Source organism: Streptomyces sp. SID8374 (assembly GCF_009865135.1).
Lineage (GTDB): Bacteria > Actinomycetota > Actinomycetes > Streptomycetales > Streptomycetaceae > Streptomyces.
The window spans coordinates 4,631,373-4,646,763 of the sequence record NZ_WWGH01000001.1; the positions used below are offsets into that span (position 1 = coordinate 4,631,373).

At 70.1% G+C, this 15,391-nt stretch carries 11 protein-coding genes; all 11 read left to right on the forward strand.

Annotation, left to right across the window (positions count from 1 at the left end; all coding sequences use genetic code 11):
- Positions 1–15 precede the first annotated feature (15 nt).
- On the forward strand, positions 16–840 hold the full coding sequence (gene nuoE, locus GTY67_RS20645) for an NADH-quinone oxidoreductase subunit NuoE (protein WP_093687054.1): 825 nt from the start codon (positions 16–18) through the stop codon (positions 838–840).
- Entirely contained in the window at positions 837–2,219 is a 1,383-nt protein-coding gene (gene nuoF, locus GTY67_RS20650) for an NADH-quinone oxidoreductase subunit NuoF (RefSeq protein WP_343238718.1), read from the forward strand. The genes nuoE and nuoF overlap by 4 nt, the downstream gene beginning before the upstream one ends.
- The gene (locus tag GTY67_RS20655; protein WP_161279634.1) at positions 2,216–4,726 is read left to right on the forward strand and encodes an NADH-quinone oxidoreductase subunit G; all 2,511 of its coding nucleotides are present in this window, start codon (positions 2,216–2,218) and stop codon (positions 4,724–4,726) included. The genes nuoF and GTY67_RS20655 overlap by 4 nt, the downstream gene beginning before the upstream one ends.
- Positions 4,726–6,126: an NADH-quinone oxidoreductase subunit NuoH gene (gene nuoH, locus GTY67_RS20660; protein ID WP_161279635.1), complete on the forward strand. Its 1,401-nt coding sequence runs from the start codon at positions 4,726–4,728 to the stop codon at positions 6,124–6,126. Before GTY67_RS20655 ends, nuoH begins: the two co-directional genes overlap by 1 nt.
- Positions 6,119–6,802 carry an NADH-quinone oxidoreductase subunit NuoI gene (gene nuoI / locus GTY67_RS20665; RefSeq protein WP_093687046.1) on the forward strand — a complete coding sequence of 228 codons (684 nt, stop codon included), beginning with the start codon at positions 6,119–6,121 and terminating at the stop codon, positions 6,800–6,802. The genes nuoH and nuoI overlap by 8 nt, the downstream gene beginning before the upstream one ends.
- Positions 6,799–7,665 (forward strand): NADH-quinone oxidoreductase subunit J, encoded by an 867-nt coding sequence (locus GTY67_RS20670; protein ID WP_093687044.1) that lies wholly within the window; start codon positions 6,799–6,801, stop codon positions 7,663–7,665. The genes nuoI and GTY67_RS20670 overlap by 4 nt, the downstream gene beginning before the upstream one ends.
- On the forward strand, positions 7,662–7,961 hold the full coding sequence (nuoK, locus tag GTY67_RS20675; protein WP_031127582.1) for an NADH-quinone oxidoreductase subunit NuoK: 300 nt from the start codon (positions 7,662–7,664) through the stop codon (positions 7,959–7,961). The genes GTY67_RS20670 and nuoK overlap by 4 nt, the downstream gene beginning before the upstream one ends.
- A 13-nt stretch (positions 7,962–7,974) precedes the next feature.
- Positions 7,975–9,870 (forward strand): NADH-quinone oxidoreductase subunit L, encoded by a 1,896-nt coding sequence (gene nuoL / locus GTY67_RS20680; protein ID WP_093687042.1) that lies wholly within the window; start codon positions 7,975–7,977, stop codon positions 9,868–9,870.
- A 4-nt stretch (positions 9,871–9,874) separates the two neighbouring features.
- Complete coding sequence (locus GTY67_RS20685; protein WP_161279636.1) at positions 9,875–11,485, forward strand: NADH-quinone oxidoreductase subunit M; 1,611 nt, start codon at positions 9,875–9,877, stop codon at positions 11,483–11,485.
- Positions 11,482–13,146, forward strand: a complete 1,665-nt coding sequence (nuoN, locus tag GTY67_RS20690; protein ID WP_093687038.1) for an NADH-quinone oxidoreductase subunit NuoN — start codon at positions 11,482–11,484, stop codon at positions 13,144–13,146. The genes GTY67_RS20685 and nuoN overlap by 4 nt, the downstream gene beginning before the upstream one ends.
- Positions 13,147–13,338: 192 nt before the next feature.
- Positions 13,339–15,384 (forward strand): DNA helicase RecQ, encoded by a 2,046-nt coding sequence (gene recQ, locus GTY67_RS20695; protein ID WP_093687036.1) that lies wholly within the window; start codon positions 13,339–13,341, stop codon positions 15,382–15,384.
- Positions 15,385–15,391: the final 7 nt, after the last annotated feature.

Here is a 15,391-nt window from a genome sequence, read left to right on the forward strand (position 1 = left end):
GAGGTCAGCCTGGGGATGCCGCAGCTCCCCGCCCCCGCCTACCCGGCCGACGTGCGCGCCCGGCTGGACGCGGACGCGAAGGAGGTGATCGCCCGCTACCCGGGAAGCCGCTCCGCACTGCTGCCGCTGCTCCACCTCGTACAGTCCGAGGAGGGGTACGTCTCCCGTACGGGGATGGCCTTCTGCGCCGAGACCCTCGACCTCACCACCGCCGAGGTCACGGCCGTCGCGACCTTCTACTCCATGTACCGCCGCAGGCCGAGCGGGGACTACCAGGTCGGGGTCTGCACCAACACCCTGTGCGCGGTCATGGGCGGCGACGCCATCTTCGACACGCTCAAGGAACACCTCGGCGTCGGCAACAACGAGACGACCGACGACGGCAAGGTCACCCTCGAACACATCGAGTGCAACGCGGCCTGCGACTTCGCACCCGTCGTGATGGTGAACTGGGAGTTCTTCGACAACCAGACGCCCGAGAGCGCCACCCAGCTCGTCGACGACCTGATCGCCGGGCGGACCGTGGAGCCCACCCGCGGCGCCCCGCTCTGCTCCTACAAGGAGACCGCCCGCATCCTGGCCGGCTTCCCCGACGAGCGCCCCGGCGCCGTCGAGGCGTCCGGCGGCGCGGGCCCCGCCTCCCTCGTCGGGCTCAAGCTCGCCAAGGGCGAGGCACTGCCCAAGGCCCGGGTCGTCGCCCCGCGCGACGGCCGGCCCAAGGACGGGCAGCCGCACGACCCTTCGCCGTCCGAGCACCTCAGCTCGCACGACGCACCGCAGCAGACCTCGGCCTCCGACCCGGAGCACCCGGCCGGGCCCGCAGCCGAGGAGGGGGAGTGATGACCTTGGCCGCCGAGATCGACCACAACGGGACGAGCCCCGAGAAGCTGCTCGCCCCCGTTCTCTCCACCTTCTGGGACCAGCCCGATTCCTGGACCCTGGAGACCTACCGCCGCCACGAGGGGTACGAAGGGCTGCGCAAGGCGCTGGCCATGGACCCCGACGACCTCATCGCGTACGTCAAGGACTCCGGTCTGCGCGGACGCGGCGGCGCCGGCTTCCCCACCGGGATGAAGTGGCAGTTCATCCCGCAGGGTGACGGCAAGCCGCACTATCTGGTTGTCAACGCCGACGAGTCGGAGCCGGGGACCTGCAAGGACATCCCGCTCCTCTTCGCGAACCCGCACAGCCTCATCGAGGGCATCGTGATCGCCTGTTACGCGATCCGTTCGTCGCACGCGTTCATCTACTTGCGCGGTGAGGTCGTCCCCGTGCTGCGACGACTGCACGAGGCCGTACGAGAGGCGTACGAGGCGGGTTATCTGGGGACGAACATCCTGGGTTCAGGACTCGATCTGGAACTCACGGTGCACGCAGGTGCCGGCGCGTACATCTGTGGTGAGGAAACCGCGCTGCTCGACTCTCTCGAAGGACGGCGTGGACAGCCCCGGCTGCGACCCCCCTTCCCCGCGGTCGCCGGTCTGTACGCCTGCCCCACTGTGGTGAACAACGTCGAGTCCATCGCCTCGGTTCCCGCGATCCTGAACAAGGGCAAGGACTGGTTCAAGTCGATGGGCAGCGAGAAGTCCCCGGGCTTCACGCTCTACTCGCTCAGCGGCCATGTCGCCAGCCCCGGCCAGTACGAGGCCCCGCTCGGCATCACGCTGCGCCAGCTCCTCGACATGAGCGGCGGCATGCGGCCCGGCCACCGGCTCAAGTTCTGGACCCCGGGCGGCTCCTCCACCCCGATGCTCACCGAGGAGCACCTCGACGTCCCCCTCGACTACGAGGGGGTCGGCGGCGCCGGGTCCATGCTCGGCACCAAGGCGCTCCAGTGCTTCGACGAGACGACCTGCGTCGTGCGGGCCGTCACCCGCTGGACCGAGTTCTACGCCCACGAGTCCTGCGGCAAGTGCACGCCCTGCCGCGAAGGGACGTACTGGCTGGTCCAGTTGATGCGGGACATCGAGGCCGGCAAGGGCGAGATGGCCGACCTGGACAAGCTCAACGACATCGCCGACAACATCAACGGCAAGTCGTTCTGCGCGCTCGGCGACGGCGCCGCCGCCCCGATCTTCTCCTCGCTCAAGTATTTCCGCGAGGAGTACGAACAGCACATCACGGGCAAGGGCTGCCCCTTCGATCCCGCGAAATCCACGGCCTGGGCCGACGACAGAGACGCCGACAGCAAGAACGCTCACCGGGGGGTGAACGCATGACAGTCACCACGAGTGCGCCCTCCGGGGGCGGCGAGGCGGCCATCCCGCCCGAGGACCTGGTCACGCTGACCATCGACGGCATCGAGATCAGCGTCCCCAAGGGGACCCTGGTCATCCGGGCCGCCGAACTCCTCGGCATCGAGATCCCGCGCTTCTGCGACCACCCGCTCCTCGACCCGGCCGGCGCCTGCCGCCAGTGCATCGTCGAGGTCGAGGGCCAGCGCAAGCCGATGGCCTCCTGCACCATCACCTGCACCGACGGCATGGTCGTCAAGTCGCAGATCACCTCTCCTGTCGCCGAGAAGGCGCAGAAGGGCGTGATGGAGCTGCTGCTGATCAACCACCCGCTGGACTGCCCGGTCTGCGACAAGGGCGGCGAGTGCCCGCTCCAGAACCAGGCGATGTCGCACGGCGGCGCCGACTCCCGCTTCGACGGCAAGAAGCGGACCTTCGAAAAGCCCGTCCCGATCTCCACCCAGGTGCTGCTGGACCGCGAGCGGTGCGTGCTCTGCGCGCGCTGCACCCGGTTCTCCAACCAGGTGGCGGGCGACCCGATGATCGAGTTGATCGAGCGCGGCGCCCTCCAGCAGGTCGGCACCGGCGAGGGCGACCCCTTCGAGTCGTACTTCTCCGGCAACACCATCCAGATCTGCCCGGTCGGCGCGCTGACCTCGGCGGCGTACCGCTTCCGCTCCCGCCCCTTCGACCTGGTCTCCACCCCCTCTGTGTGCGAGCAGTGCTCCGGCGGCTGCGGGATGCGCACCGACCACCGGCGCGGCAAGGTCATGCGGCGCCTCGCGGCCAACGAGCCCGAGGTCAACGAGGAGTGGATCTGCGACAAGGGGAGGTTCGGCTTCCGCTACGCCCAGCAGCGCGACCGCCTCACCACCCCGCTGGTCCGCAACGCCGACGGCGTCCTGGAGCCGGCGAGCTGGCCCGAGGCGCTGGAGGTCGCGGCGGCCGGCCTCCTCGCCGCCCGGGGCCGTACCGGTGTCCTGACCGGCGGCCGGCTGACCGTCGAGGACTCCTACGCGTACAGCAAGTTCGCCCGGGTCGCCCTCGACACCAACGACATCGACTTCCGCGCCCGGGTCCACAGCGCAGAGGAGGCCGACTTCCTGGCCGCCCGCGTCGCCGGACGCGGCCGGGACCTGGACGGCGAGGGGGCCACGTACACCGCGCTGGAGAAGGCCCCCGCGGTCCTGCTCGTCGGGTTCGAGTCCGAGGAGGAGGCCCCCGGCGTCTTCCTGCGGCTCCGCAAGGCCCACCGCAAGAGCGGCCAGCAGACCTTCGCCCTCGCCTCGCACGCCACGCGCGGCCTGGTGAAGGCGGGCGGCACGCTGCTGCCCGCCGCCCCCGGCACCGAGACCGAGTGGCTGGACGCGCTCGCGGGCGGGGTCGGCCTGGAGGCCGAAGGGGCGGCCGCCGCCGAGGCGTTGCGCGGCGAGCACTCCCTGATCATCGTCGGGGAGCGGCTCGCGGGGGTGCCCGGCGCACTTTCCGCTGCGATCCGTACGGCCGCCGCGACCGGCGCACGCCTGGTGTGGATTCCGCGCCGGGCGGGCGACCGGGGCGCGGTCGAGGCGGGCGCGCTCCCCACCCTGCTGCCCGGCGGCCGCCCGGCCACCGACCCGCGGGCCCGGGACGAGGTGGCCGCCGTCTGGCGCGTCGCCGAACTGCCCGCCCGCCACGGCCGCGACACCGGCCAGATCATCGAGGCCGCGGCCACCGGTGAGCTGGGTGCGCTGCTCGTCGCAGGGGTCGGCGTGGAGGACCTGCCCGACCCGGCGCGTGCGATCGAGGCCCTGGACGAGGTCGGGTTCCTGGTCTCGCTGGAGCTGCGGCCGAGCGAGGTCACCGCCCGCGCCGACGTGGTCTTCCCGGTCGCCGCCGTCGCGGAGAAGTCCGGCACCTTCCTCAACTGGGAGGGCCGGGTCCGGATGTTCCAGGCCGCGCTGAAGCCGGAGCAGATGCCCCGGACCCTCGCGCCGGTCGACTCCCGGGTGCTGCACATGCTGGCCGACGCCATGGACGTGCACTTCGCGCTGCCCGACCTGACCGCCGCCCGCCGCGAGCTGGACCGGCTCGGCGGCTGGGAGGGCGGCCACGCGGACGACCCGCGCGAACCGGCGCAGCCGCTGCCCCGGCCCGGCGACGGCGAGGCGGTCCTCGCGGGCCACCGCATGCTCCTCGACCTCGGCCGGCTCCAGGAGGGCGACACCGCGCTCGCCGGGACCCGGCACGCGTCCGTCGCCCGGCTCTCCGCCACCACGGCGGCCGAGTCCGGCGTCAAGGACGGCGACCTGCTCGCCGTCACCGGCCCCACCGGCACCGTCGAACTCCCCCTCCAGGTCACCGACATGCCGGACCGCGTGGTCTGGGTGCCGCTGAACTCGGTGGGACGCGGCATCCCCGCCGACACCGGTGCGAACCCCGGCGGCCTGGTGCGGATCGGCCCCGCCGCCGCACCGGGTGCTCCCGTCGAACCATCGGAGGTACGAGCGTGATGGGCCTCACCGCACTCACCACGGCGCCCCAGGGCGCCGTCATCGCCGCCGAGGACCTCTCGATGTTCGGCACCGACCCCTGGTGGCTGGTGCTGGTCAAGGCGGTCTTCTGCTTCGCGTTCCTGATGCTGATCGTGCTCTTCTCCATCGTGTGGGAGCGCAAGGTCGTCGCCTGGATGCAGCTGCGCATCGGCCCCAACCGGCACGGCCCCTGGGGACTGCTCCAGTCGCTCGCCGACGGCGTCAAGCTGATGCTGAAGGAAGACGTCATCGTCAAGCGGGCGGACAAGGCGGTCTACATCCTGGCGCCGATCCTCGCGGCGATCCCCGCCTTCATGGCCGTCGCGGTCATCCCCTTCGGGCCCGCGGGCAACGAGGTGTCGATCTTCGGCACCCGTACGACGATGCAGCTCACCGACCTGCCGATCGCCGCGCTCTACATCCTCGCCGTCGGCGCGGTCGGGGTGTACGGCTTCGTCCTCGGCGGCTGGTCCTCGGGGTCCACGTACCCGCTGCTCGGCGGGATCCGCTCGTGCGCCCAGATGATTTCGTACGAGATCGCCATGGGCGCCGCGTTCGCCTCGGTCTTCCTCTACTCCGGGTCGATGTCGACCTCCACGATCGTGGAGGCGCAGGGCGACCGGTGGTACATCATCCTGCTGCCGATGTCCTTCCTCATCTACATGGTGACGATGGTCGGAGAGGCCAGCCGGGCCCCGTTCGACATGCCGGAGTCCGAGGGCGACCTGGTCGGCGGCTTCAACACCGAGTACAGCTCCATCAAGTTCGCGATGTTCATGCTCGCCGAGTACATCCACATGGTGACCGTGTCGATGATCGCGGTGACGCTGTTCCTCGGCGGCTGGCGCGCCCCGTACCCGATCTCCGCGTTCTGGGAGGGGGCGAACCACGGCTGGTGGCCGATGCTCTGGTTCTTCCTGAAGCTCCAGGCGCTGATCTTCTTCTTCATCTGGCTGCGCGGCACCCTGCCACGCGTCCGCTACGACCAGCTGATGAAGCTCGGCTGGAAGGTCCTGATCCCGGTCTCGGTGGGCTGGCTGATGCTCGTCGCCACCGTCCGCGCGCTGCGGAACGAGGGCTACGACTTCTCCCGGATCGTGCTGTACGTCGGCGGGGCGGTGCTCGCCGTCCTGCTGATCTCCCTGGTCGTGGACATGTTCCGGGACCGCAGGGTCAGGGCGCAGGAGGCGGAGGCCGGGCCGGAGCCCGCGTTCGACCCGATGGCGGGCGGATTCCCGGTGCCACCGCTGCCCGGACAGAGCCTGCCGCCGGTGCCCAGGCGCGTACCGAGGCGCGAGCGGGAGCTCGTTGTCAGTGGTGGGCCCGATACTCAGAGTGACGGAAACGCGAGTGACGGAAAGGAGGCCGGCGGTGTCTGAGAAACCAGAGCTCACGGGCTCATCGGGATCCGCTGGGTCCTCGGGCGAATCGGGATCGGCGGGGGAGAAGTTCCAGAACCCCGTGGCCGGCTTCGGCGTGACCTTCAAGGCCATGTTCAAGAAGCGGCTGACCGAGCAGTATCCGGAGACGCCGAAGGTGACGGCGCCCCGCTTCCACGGCCGCCACCAGCTCAACCGCCACCCCGACGGCCTGGAGAAGTGCGTCGGCTGCGAGCTGTGCGCCTGGGCGTGTCCGGCGGACGCCATCTACGTGGAGGGCGCGGACAACACCGAGGAGGAGCGCTACTCCCCGGGCGAGCGCTACGGCCGCGTCTACCAGATCAACTACGCGCGCTGCATCCTCTGCGGACTCTGCATCGAGGCCTGCCCCACCCGGGCGCTGACGATGACGAACGAGTTCGAGCTCGCCAACACCACCCGCGAGAGCCTCATCTACACCAAGGACGAGCTGCTCGCGGGCCTGGAGGAAGGCATGGTCGACAGCCCGCACGCGATCTTCCCCGGCATGGACGAACAGGACTACTACCGGGGCCTGGTCACCGAGGCCGCTCCGGGGACGGTGCCGCAGCCGGCGCTCTCCAAGGGCGAGCAGCCCAAGTCCGACGAGGCCGCCGGGTCCGCCGGGGCGCAGCAGGGCAGGGGGGCGGGCGCATGAACGCGATCGCCGCGGCCGCCACCACCTCGACCGGTGAGGCCGTCCAGTTCTGGATCCTGGGGACCGTCGCCGTGATCGGCGCCTTCTCCACGATCCTGCTGAAGAAGTCCGTGCACAGCGCCCTGTCGCTCGCCGGGACCATGGTCGTCCTGGCCGTCTTCTATCTTGCCAACGGCGCCTATTTCCTCGGCATCGTCCAGATCATCGTCTACACCGGCGCGATCATGATGCTGTTCCTCTTCGTCGTGATGCTCGTCGGCGTCACCGCGGCGGACTCCCTCAAGGAGACCCTCAAGGGGCAGCGCTGGCTGGCCGTCGTCTGCGGACTGGGCTTCGGCATCCTGCTGATCGGGGGCATCGGCAACGCGTCGCTGTCCTCCTTCAACGGACTCGGCGCCGCCAACGCCCTGCACGGCGGCAACGTCGAGGGCCTCGCCAACCTCATCTTCACCAAGTACGTCTTCGCCTTCGAGATCACCGGCGCCCTGCTGATCACCGCGACCGTCGGGGCGATGGTGCTCACGCACCGCGAGCGCACCGAACGGGCCAAGACCCAGCGGGAGATGTCCGAGGAGCGCGTGCGCGGCAAGCACCTCCCGCCGCTGCCCGCCCCCGGTGTCTACGCCCGGCACAACGCGGTGGACATCGCCGGCCTGCTGCCCGACGGCACCCCGTCCGAGCTGACCGTCATGAAGACGCTGCGCGACCGGGGCCAGATCCGCGATGTCTCCCAGGAGGCCCTCGCCGATCTCAAGGCGCTGGAGCAGCGCTCCGGCGAGCGGCTCGGACGTGAGGACGCGGACGCCGTGGCGCGCGGGGCGAACCCCGCCTCCGCGGCGGAGAATTCGGAGGCCGCCAAGTGAACCCGGTCAACTATCTCTACCTCGCGGCCCTGCTGTTCGCGATCGGCGCCTCCGGGGTGCTGATCCGGCGGAACGTGATCGTGCTGTTCATGTGCATCGAGTTGATGCTCAACGCGTGCAACCTGGCGCTCGTCACGTTCTCCCGGATGCACGGAAACCTCGACGGGCAGATCGTCGCCTTCTTCGTGATGGTCGTCGCCGCCGCCGAAGTCGTCGTCGGGCTCGCGATCATCGTGTCGTTGTTCCGCTCCCGCCACTCGGCCTCGGTCGACGACGCCAGCCTGATGAAGCTGTAAGGGGACTGGAATCGTGGAGAACCTGATCGCGCTGCTCGTCGCGGCGCCCCTGCTCGGAGCGGCGGTCCTGCTCTGCGGCGGCCGCCGGCTGGACAAGACCGGGCACTGGCTCGGCACCGTGCTCGCCGCCGCCTCGTTCGTCGTCGGTGTCGTCCTCTTCACCGACATGCTGGGGAAGGGAGCCGAGGACAGGGCCCTGCACCAGCACCTGTTCAGCTGGATTCCGGTGGAGGGCTTCCAGGCCGACATCGCCTTCCAGCTGGACCAGCTGTCGATGACGTTCGTCCTGCTCATCACCGGTGTGGGCACGCTCATCCACATCTACTCCATCGGCTACATGGAGCACGACGAGCGCAGGCGCCGCTTCTTCGGCTATCTCAACCTGTTCCTCGCGGCGATGCTGATCCTGGTCATCGCCGACAACTACCTGCTGCTGTATGTCGGGTGGGAGGGCGTCGGTCTGGCGTCGTACCTGCTCATCGGCTTCTGGCAGCACAAGCCCAGCGCCGCCACCGCCGCGAAGAAGGCCTTCCTGGTCAACCGCGTCGGTGACGTGGGGCTCTCGATCGCCATCATGCTGATGTTCACCACCTTCGGCACCTTCGCCTTCGGGCCGGTGCTGGAGGCGACCGGCGAGACGAGCCAGGGCAAGCTGACGGCCATCGGCCTGATGCTGCTGCTCGCCGCCTGCGGCAAGTCGGCCCAGGTGCCGCTCCAGTCCTGGCTCGGCGACGCGATGGAGGGCCCGACCCCGGTCTCCGCCCTCATCCACGCCGCGACCATGGTCACCGCCGGTGTCTATCTGATCGTCCGCTCCGGCGCCATCTTCAACGCCGCCCCGGACGCCCAGCTGGTCGTCGCCATCGTCGGTGCGGTCACGCTGATCTTCGGTGCGATCGTCGGTTGCGCCAAGGACGACATCAAGAAGGCGCTCGCCGGCTCCACGATGTCGCAGATCGGCTACATGATCCTCGCCGCGGGCCTCGGCCCGATCGGGTACGCCTTCGCGATCATGCACCTGGTGACGCACGGCTTCTTCAAGGCCGGGCTCTTCCTGGGGGCCGGTTCGGTGATGCACGGCATGAACGACGAGGTCGACATGCGCAAGTACGGCGGCCTGCGGAAGTACATGCCGGTCACCTTCATCACCTTCGGCCTCGGCTATCTCGCCATCATCGGCTTCCCGGGCCTGTCCGGCTTCTTCTCCAAGGACAAGATCATCGAGGCGGCCTTCGCCAAGGGCGGCACCGAGGGCTGGATCTTCGGCGCCGTCGCCCTGCTGGGCGCCGCGATCACCGCGTTCTACATGACGCGCGTGATGCTGATGACGTTCTTCGGCGAGAAGCGCTGGCAGCCCGACGCCGAGGGCCATGAGCCGCACCCGCACGAGTCCCCGAGGTCCATGACGATCCCGATGATCGTGCTGGCCGTCGGTTCGGTCTTCGCCGGTGGCTTCTTCGCCATCGGGGACCGCTTCGTCAGCTGGCTGGAGCCGGTCACCGGTTACGACCACGGCCACTCCCCGCTGAGCGCGGCGGTCGTCACCGGAGCCACCGTGGTGGCCCTGGTCGTCGGCGTCGGCATCGCCTGGGGGATGTACGGACGCAAGCCGGTCCCGGTCCTCGCCCCGCGCGGCTCGCTGCTCACCCGGGCGGCCCGCCGCGACCTGCTCCAGGACGACTTCAACCACGTGGTCCTGGTCCGCGGCGGCGAGCACCTCACCCGCTCGCTCGTCTACGTCGACCACTCCCTGGTCGACGGCGTCGTCAACGGCACGGCCGCGTCGGTCGGCGGGCTCTCCGGCCGGCTGCGCAAGTTGCAGAACGGCTACGCCCGCTCCTACGCGGTCTCGATGTTCGGCGGTGCGGCGGTCGTCATCGCCGCGACCCTGCTGATGAGGGCGGTCTGATCACATGTCCTTTCCCCTCCTGACCGCGACGGCGGCGCTCCCGGCCATCGGAGCCATCGCCACCGCCGCCGTCCCCGCCGCACAGCGCACCGTGGCCAAGTGGGTCGCGCTGTTCTTCTCGCTGGGCACGCTCGTCCTGGCGGGCGTCGTCTTCGCCCGCTTCGAACCGGGCGGCGACCGCTATCAACTCACCGAGTCCAAGGCCTGGATCGCCGACTTCGGCGTCCGGTACGAACTGGGCGTGGACGGCATCGGGGTGGCCCTCCTCGGGCTCACCGCGCTGCTGATCCCGTTCGTCATCGTGGCCGGCTGGCACGACGCGGACCCGTCCCCAAGCTCTCAACTTCGTTCGAGCAGGGGATACCCCAACGAGACGAAGCCGTATCGATGGCGCCCCACCCAGGGCTTCTTCGCGCTGATCCTCATGGTCGAGGCCATGGTGATCCTGTCGTTCCTCGCGACCGACGTCTTCCTCTTCTACATCCTCTTCGAAGCCATGCTCATCCCGATGTACTTCCTCATCGGCGGCTTCGGCGACCGGGCCCACGCGGGCAGCGACGAGAACGCCGCGAAGCAACGCTCGTACGCGGCGGTCAAGTTCCTCCTCTACAACCTGGCCGGCGGCCTGATCATGCTGGCCGCCGTCATCGGGCTCTACGTGGTCGCGGGCAGCTTCTCGCTCTCCGAGATCGCGGCGGCCCGGGCCGACGGCACCCTGGAGATGGCGACCTCCACCGAGCGGTGGCTCTTCCTCGGGTTCTTCCTCGCCTTCGCGATCAAGGCCCCGCTCTGGCCGCTGCACACCTGGCTGCCCAACGCGATGGGCGAGGCCACCGCACCGGTCGCCGTCCTCATCACCGCCATCGTCGACAAGGTCGGCACCTTCGCGATGCTCCGCTTCTGCCTCGGGCTCTTCCCGGAGGCCAGCAAGTGGGCGACCCCGGTCGTCATCGCCCTGGCGCTCGTCTCCATCGTCTACGGAGCGCTGCTCGCGGTCGGCCAGCGCGACATCAAGAGGCTCATCGCCTACGCCTCGATCTCGCACTTCGGCTTCATCATCCTGGGCATCTTCGCGATGACCAGCCAGGGCCAGTCGGGCGCCACGCTCTACATGGTCAACCACGGCATCTCCACCGCCGCGCTGCTGCTGGTCGCCGGATTCCTCATCACCCGGCGCGGCTCGCGGCTCATCGCGGACTACGGCGGGGTGCAGAAGGTCGCCCCCGTGCTGGCGGGCACCTTCCTCATCGGCGGTCTGGCGACGCTGTCGCTGCCGGGGCTCGCCCCGTTCGTCAGTGAGTTCCTCGTCCTGGTCGGCACGTTCAGCGCCTATCCGGTGGCCGGGATCATCGCCACCTCCGGCATCGTGCTCGCCGCGCTCTACGTCCTCGTCCTCTACCAGCGGACGATGACCGGCCCGGTCAACGAGTCGGTCCGCACCATGCCCGACCTCAAGGCGCGTGAGCTGGTGGTCGCCGTACCGCTGATCGCGCTCCTGCTCCTGCTGGGCGTCTTCCCGAAGCCGCTCACCGAGGTCGTCAACCCGGCGGTCAAGCACACCATGTCCGACGTACAGAAGAAGGACCCCCAGCCCGAGGTGGAGGCCGCCAAGTGAGCGCAACAGCTGTCCACAGCCTGTGGACGACGGCGAGCGGGGTGACATCAGCAGCTCCGGGGGACCGCTTCACGGCGCCCACGATCGAGTACGCCCAGCTCGCGCCCGTCCTGATCATCGTGATCGGCGCAGTCCTGGGCATCCTGGTGGAGGCCTTCGTCCCGCGTAAGGCCCGCTACCACGCCCAGCTCCTGCTGACCGTGGTGGCGCTGGCCGCCGCGTTCGCCGCCGTCGTCTCCCTCGCGGCCGGCGGGTACGCCACCACGAAGGCCCAGATCGCGGCCATGGGCGCCATCGCGATCGACGGCCCCACCCTGTTCCTCCAGGGGACCATTCTCCTGGTCTCCGTGGTGGCCGTCTTCACCTTCGCCGAACGGCGGCTGGACCCCACGGCCCACGGCAACCGGGTCGACTCCTTCGCCGCCCAGGCCGGTACGGTCCCCGGCAGCGACGCCGAGAAGGCCGCCGTCCGCGCGGGCTTCGCCACCACCGAGGTCTTCCCGCTGGTCCTGTTCTCGGTGGCGGGCATGCTCGTCTTCCCCGCCGCCAACGACCTGCTGACCCTCTTCATCGCGCTGGAAGTCTTCTCGCTCCCGCTCTACCTCCTGTGCGCCGTCGCCCGCCGCAAGCGGCTGATGTCGCAGGAGGCGGCCGTGAAGTACTTCCTGCTCGGCGCGTTCTCCTCGGCGTTCCTGCTCTTCGGGATCGCCCTCCTCTACGGCTACGCGGGCTCCCTCTCGTACGCCACCATCGCCAACGTCGTCGACGGCTCGGTGCTGGAGATCGACCCGGCCCTCGCCGGGACCATGGGCAACGACGCGCTGCTGCTCATCGGCGGCGCGCTGATCCTGGTCGGCCTGCTCTTCAAGGTCGGCGCCGTCCCGTTCCACATGTGGACCCCGGACGTCTACCAGGGCGCCCCGACCCCGGTGACCGGCTTCATGGCCGCCGCCACCAAGGTCGCCGCGTTCGGTGCGCTGCTGCGCCTGCTGTACGTGGTGCTCCCCGGGCTCACCTGGGACCTGCGGCCGGTGCTGTGGGCGGTGGCCATCATCACGATGCTGGGCGGGGCGGTCGTCGCGATCACCCAGACCGACATCAAGCGGCTGCTGGCCTACTCCTCGATCGCGCACGCGGGCTTCATCCTCGCCGGTGTCATCGCGACCAGCCCGGAGGGGGTCTCCTCGGTCCTTTTCTACCTGGGCGCGTACTCCTTCGTGACGGTCGGCGCGTTCGCGGTCGTCACGCTGGTACGGGACGCGGGCGGCGAGGCCACGCACCTGTCGAAGTGGGCCGGGCTCGGCCGCCGCTCGCCGCTGACCGCGGCGGTCTTCGCGGTGTTCCTGCTGGCCTTCGCCGGGATCCCGCTCACCTCGGGCTTCTCCGGCAAGTTCGCGGTCTTCAAGGCGGCGGCGGAGAGCGGAGCGGGTGCGCTGGTCGTCGTCGGTGTGATCTCGTCGGCGATCGCGGCCTTCTTCTACATCCGCGTGATCGTCCTGATGTTCTTCAGCGAGCCGCAGGCGGACGGCCCCACGGTCGCCGTCCCGTCCCCGCTGACCATGACGACGATCGCGGTCGGGGTGGCGGTCACGCTGGCGCTCGGCCTGGCCCCGCAGTATTTCCTGGACCTCGCGGGCCAGGCGGGGGTCTTCGTGCGGTAGGCGGAACGCTCCTCGGACAGCGCCGGACGGTCTTTATCCACAGACCGTCCGGCGTTGTCGTAGGAGGCGCCTATCGTGGTCGGGGACGGGAGCACGGACGGACAAGGGCCGGGCGGTGCGGACGGGACGGGATCACGGATCGCGGGCCGGACGGCGCGGACCTCGGGGGACAGAGCATTGGAAAGCGTGACCATGGATGTGACCGGGACGGTGACCGGCAACGGGACCGACACCGCTGACCGCACCGAGACCGAGGCGCAGCGGACGCTGCACCGGGTCTTCGGATACGACGCGTTCCGCGGCGAGCAGGGCGCGGTCATCGAGCATGTGGTGGGCGGCGGCGACGCCGTCGTGCTCATGCCGACCGGCGGCGGAAAGTCCCTCTGCTACCAGATCCCGTCCCTGGTCAGGCGCGGTACCGGGGTCGTCGTCTCCCCGCTGATCGCCCTCATGCAGGACCAGGTCGACGCCCTGCGCGCGCTCGGTGTGCGGGCCGGCTTCATGAACTCCACGCAGGACTTCGACGAGCGCCGCTCCATGGAGGCGCAGTTCCTGGCGGGCGAGCTGGACCTGCTCTACCTGGCGCCGGAGCGGCTGCGGCTGGACTCCACGCTCTCGCTGCTGGCCCGGGGCGAGATCTCCGTCTTCGCGATCGACGAGGCGCACTGCGTCGCCCAGTGGGGCCACGACTTCCGCCCGGACTATCTGGCCCTGTCCGTGCTCGGCGAGCGCTGGCCCGACGTCCCGCGCATCGCCCTGACGGCGACCGCCACGGACGCCACGCACCAGGAGATCACCCGCCGCCTCGGCATGCCGGACGCGAAGCACTTCGTCGCCAGCTTCGACCGGCCCAACATCCAGTACCGGATCGTCCCGAAGTCCGACCCCAAGAAGCAGCTCCTCACCTTCCTCAAGGAGGAGCACGAAGGGGACGCGGGCATCGTCTACTGCCTCTCGCGCGCCTCCACGGAGAAGATCGCGGAGTATCTGACCCGCAACGGCATCAACGCCGTGCCGTACCACGCGGGCCTCGACGCCTCCACGCGCGCCACCCACCAGGCGCGCTTCCTCCGCGAGGAGGGCCTCGTCGTCGTCGCCACGATCGCCTTCGGCATGGGCATCGACAAGCCGGACGTCCGCTTCGTCGCCCACCTGGACCTGCCGAAGTCCGTTGAGGGGTACTACCAGGAGACCGGCCGCGCGGGCCGTGACGGGGAGCCGTCGACGGCCTGGATGGCGTACGGACTCCAGGACGTCGTCCAGCAGCGCAAGCTCATCCAGGGCGGTGAGGGCGACGAGGCCCACCGCCGCCGGGCCGCCGCCCACCTGGACTCGATGCTGGCGCTCTGCGAGACGGTCCAGTGCCGCCGGTCCCAGCTGCTGACGTACTTCGGCCAGGAGCCCACCGCCGAGAACTGCGGCAACTGCGACACCTGCCTGACCCCGCCGGAGACCTGGGACGGCACGGTCGTCTCGCAGAAGCTGCTCTCGACGGTGGTGCGCCTCAAGCGCGAGCGGAACCAGAAGTTCGGCGCGGGCCAGATCATCGACATCCTGCTGGGCCGCAAGACGGCCAAGGTCATCCAGTTCGACCACGACCAGCTCTCGGTCTTCGGCATCGGCGAGGAGCTGGCCGAGGCGGAGTGGCGCGGCGTGGTCCGCCAGCTGCTGGCGCAGGGCCTGCTCGCGGTGGAGGGGGAGTACGGCACGCTGGTCCTCACCGACGACAGCGCCACGGTCCTGGGCCGCGAGCGCGAGGTGCTGCTCCGCAAGGAGCCGAAGAAGCCCACGACCCGCTCGTCGTCCTCGGCGGGTGGCAAGGGCGCCAAGGGCAAGGCGGCCGCGGCCGACCTCCCCGCCTCCGCGGTCCCGGTCTTCGAGGCGCTGCGCGCCTGGCGCGGCGCGACGGCCAAGGAGCAGGGCGTCCCGGCGTACGTGATCTTCCACGACGCGACGCTGCGGGAGATCGCGACCCTGCACCCGTCCTCGCTCGCGGAGCTGGGCGGCATCAGCGGCCTGGGCGAGAAGAAGCTCGCGACGTACGGGGAGGGCGTACTGGAGGTCCTGGCGGAGACGTCCCCGGGAGCGGCGGCTGCTCCGGAGGCCCCTGCCCCGACGGCTCCCGCACCCCGCGCGGCGGCGACCCCGGCCCGCACGAAGGCTCCCGCAGCTCCGGCGGCCCAGCCGGTCGGCGACCCCGAGTTCGCCTGGGACGAGGAGCCGCCCGAGTACGAGTGAGGCGGGG

What these genes read in the sequence shown, in the direction of transcription:
- nuoE (WP_093687054.1), top strand. Translation starts at nt 16, where the DNA reads ATGCCGCAGCTCCCCGCCCCCGCCTACCCGGCCGACGTGCGCGCCCGG.
- GTY67_RS20655 (WP_161279634.1), top strand. Translation starts at nt 2,216, where the DNA reads ATGACAGTCACCACGAGTGCGCCCTCCGGGGGCGGCGAGGCGGCCATC.
- nuoH (WP_161279635.1), top strand. Translation starts at nt 4,726, where the DNA reads ATGGGCCTCACCGCACTCACCACGGCGCCCCAGGGCGCCGTCATCGCC.
- GTY67_RS20670 (WP_093687044.1), top strand. Translation starts at nt 6,799, where the DNA reads ATGAACGCGATCGCCGCGGCCGCCACCACCTCGACCGGTGAGGCCGTC.
- GTY67_RS20685 (WP_161279636.1), top strand. Translation starts at nt 9,875, where the DNA reads ATGTCCTTTCCCCTCCTGACCGCGACGGCGGCGCTCCCGGCCATCGGA.
- recQ (WP_093687036.1), top strand. Translation starts at nt 13,339, where the DNA reads ATGGATGTGACCGGGACGGTGACCGGCAACGGGACCGACACCGCTGAC.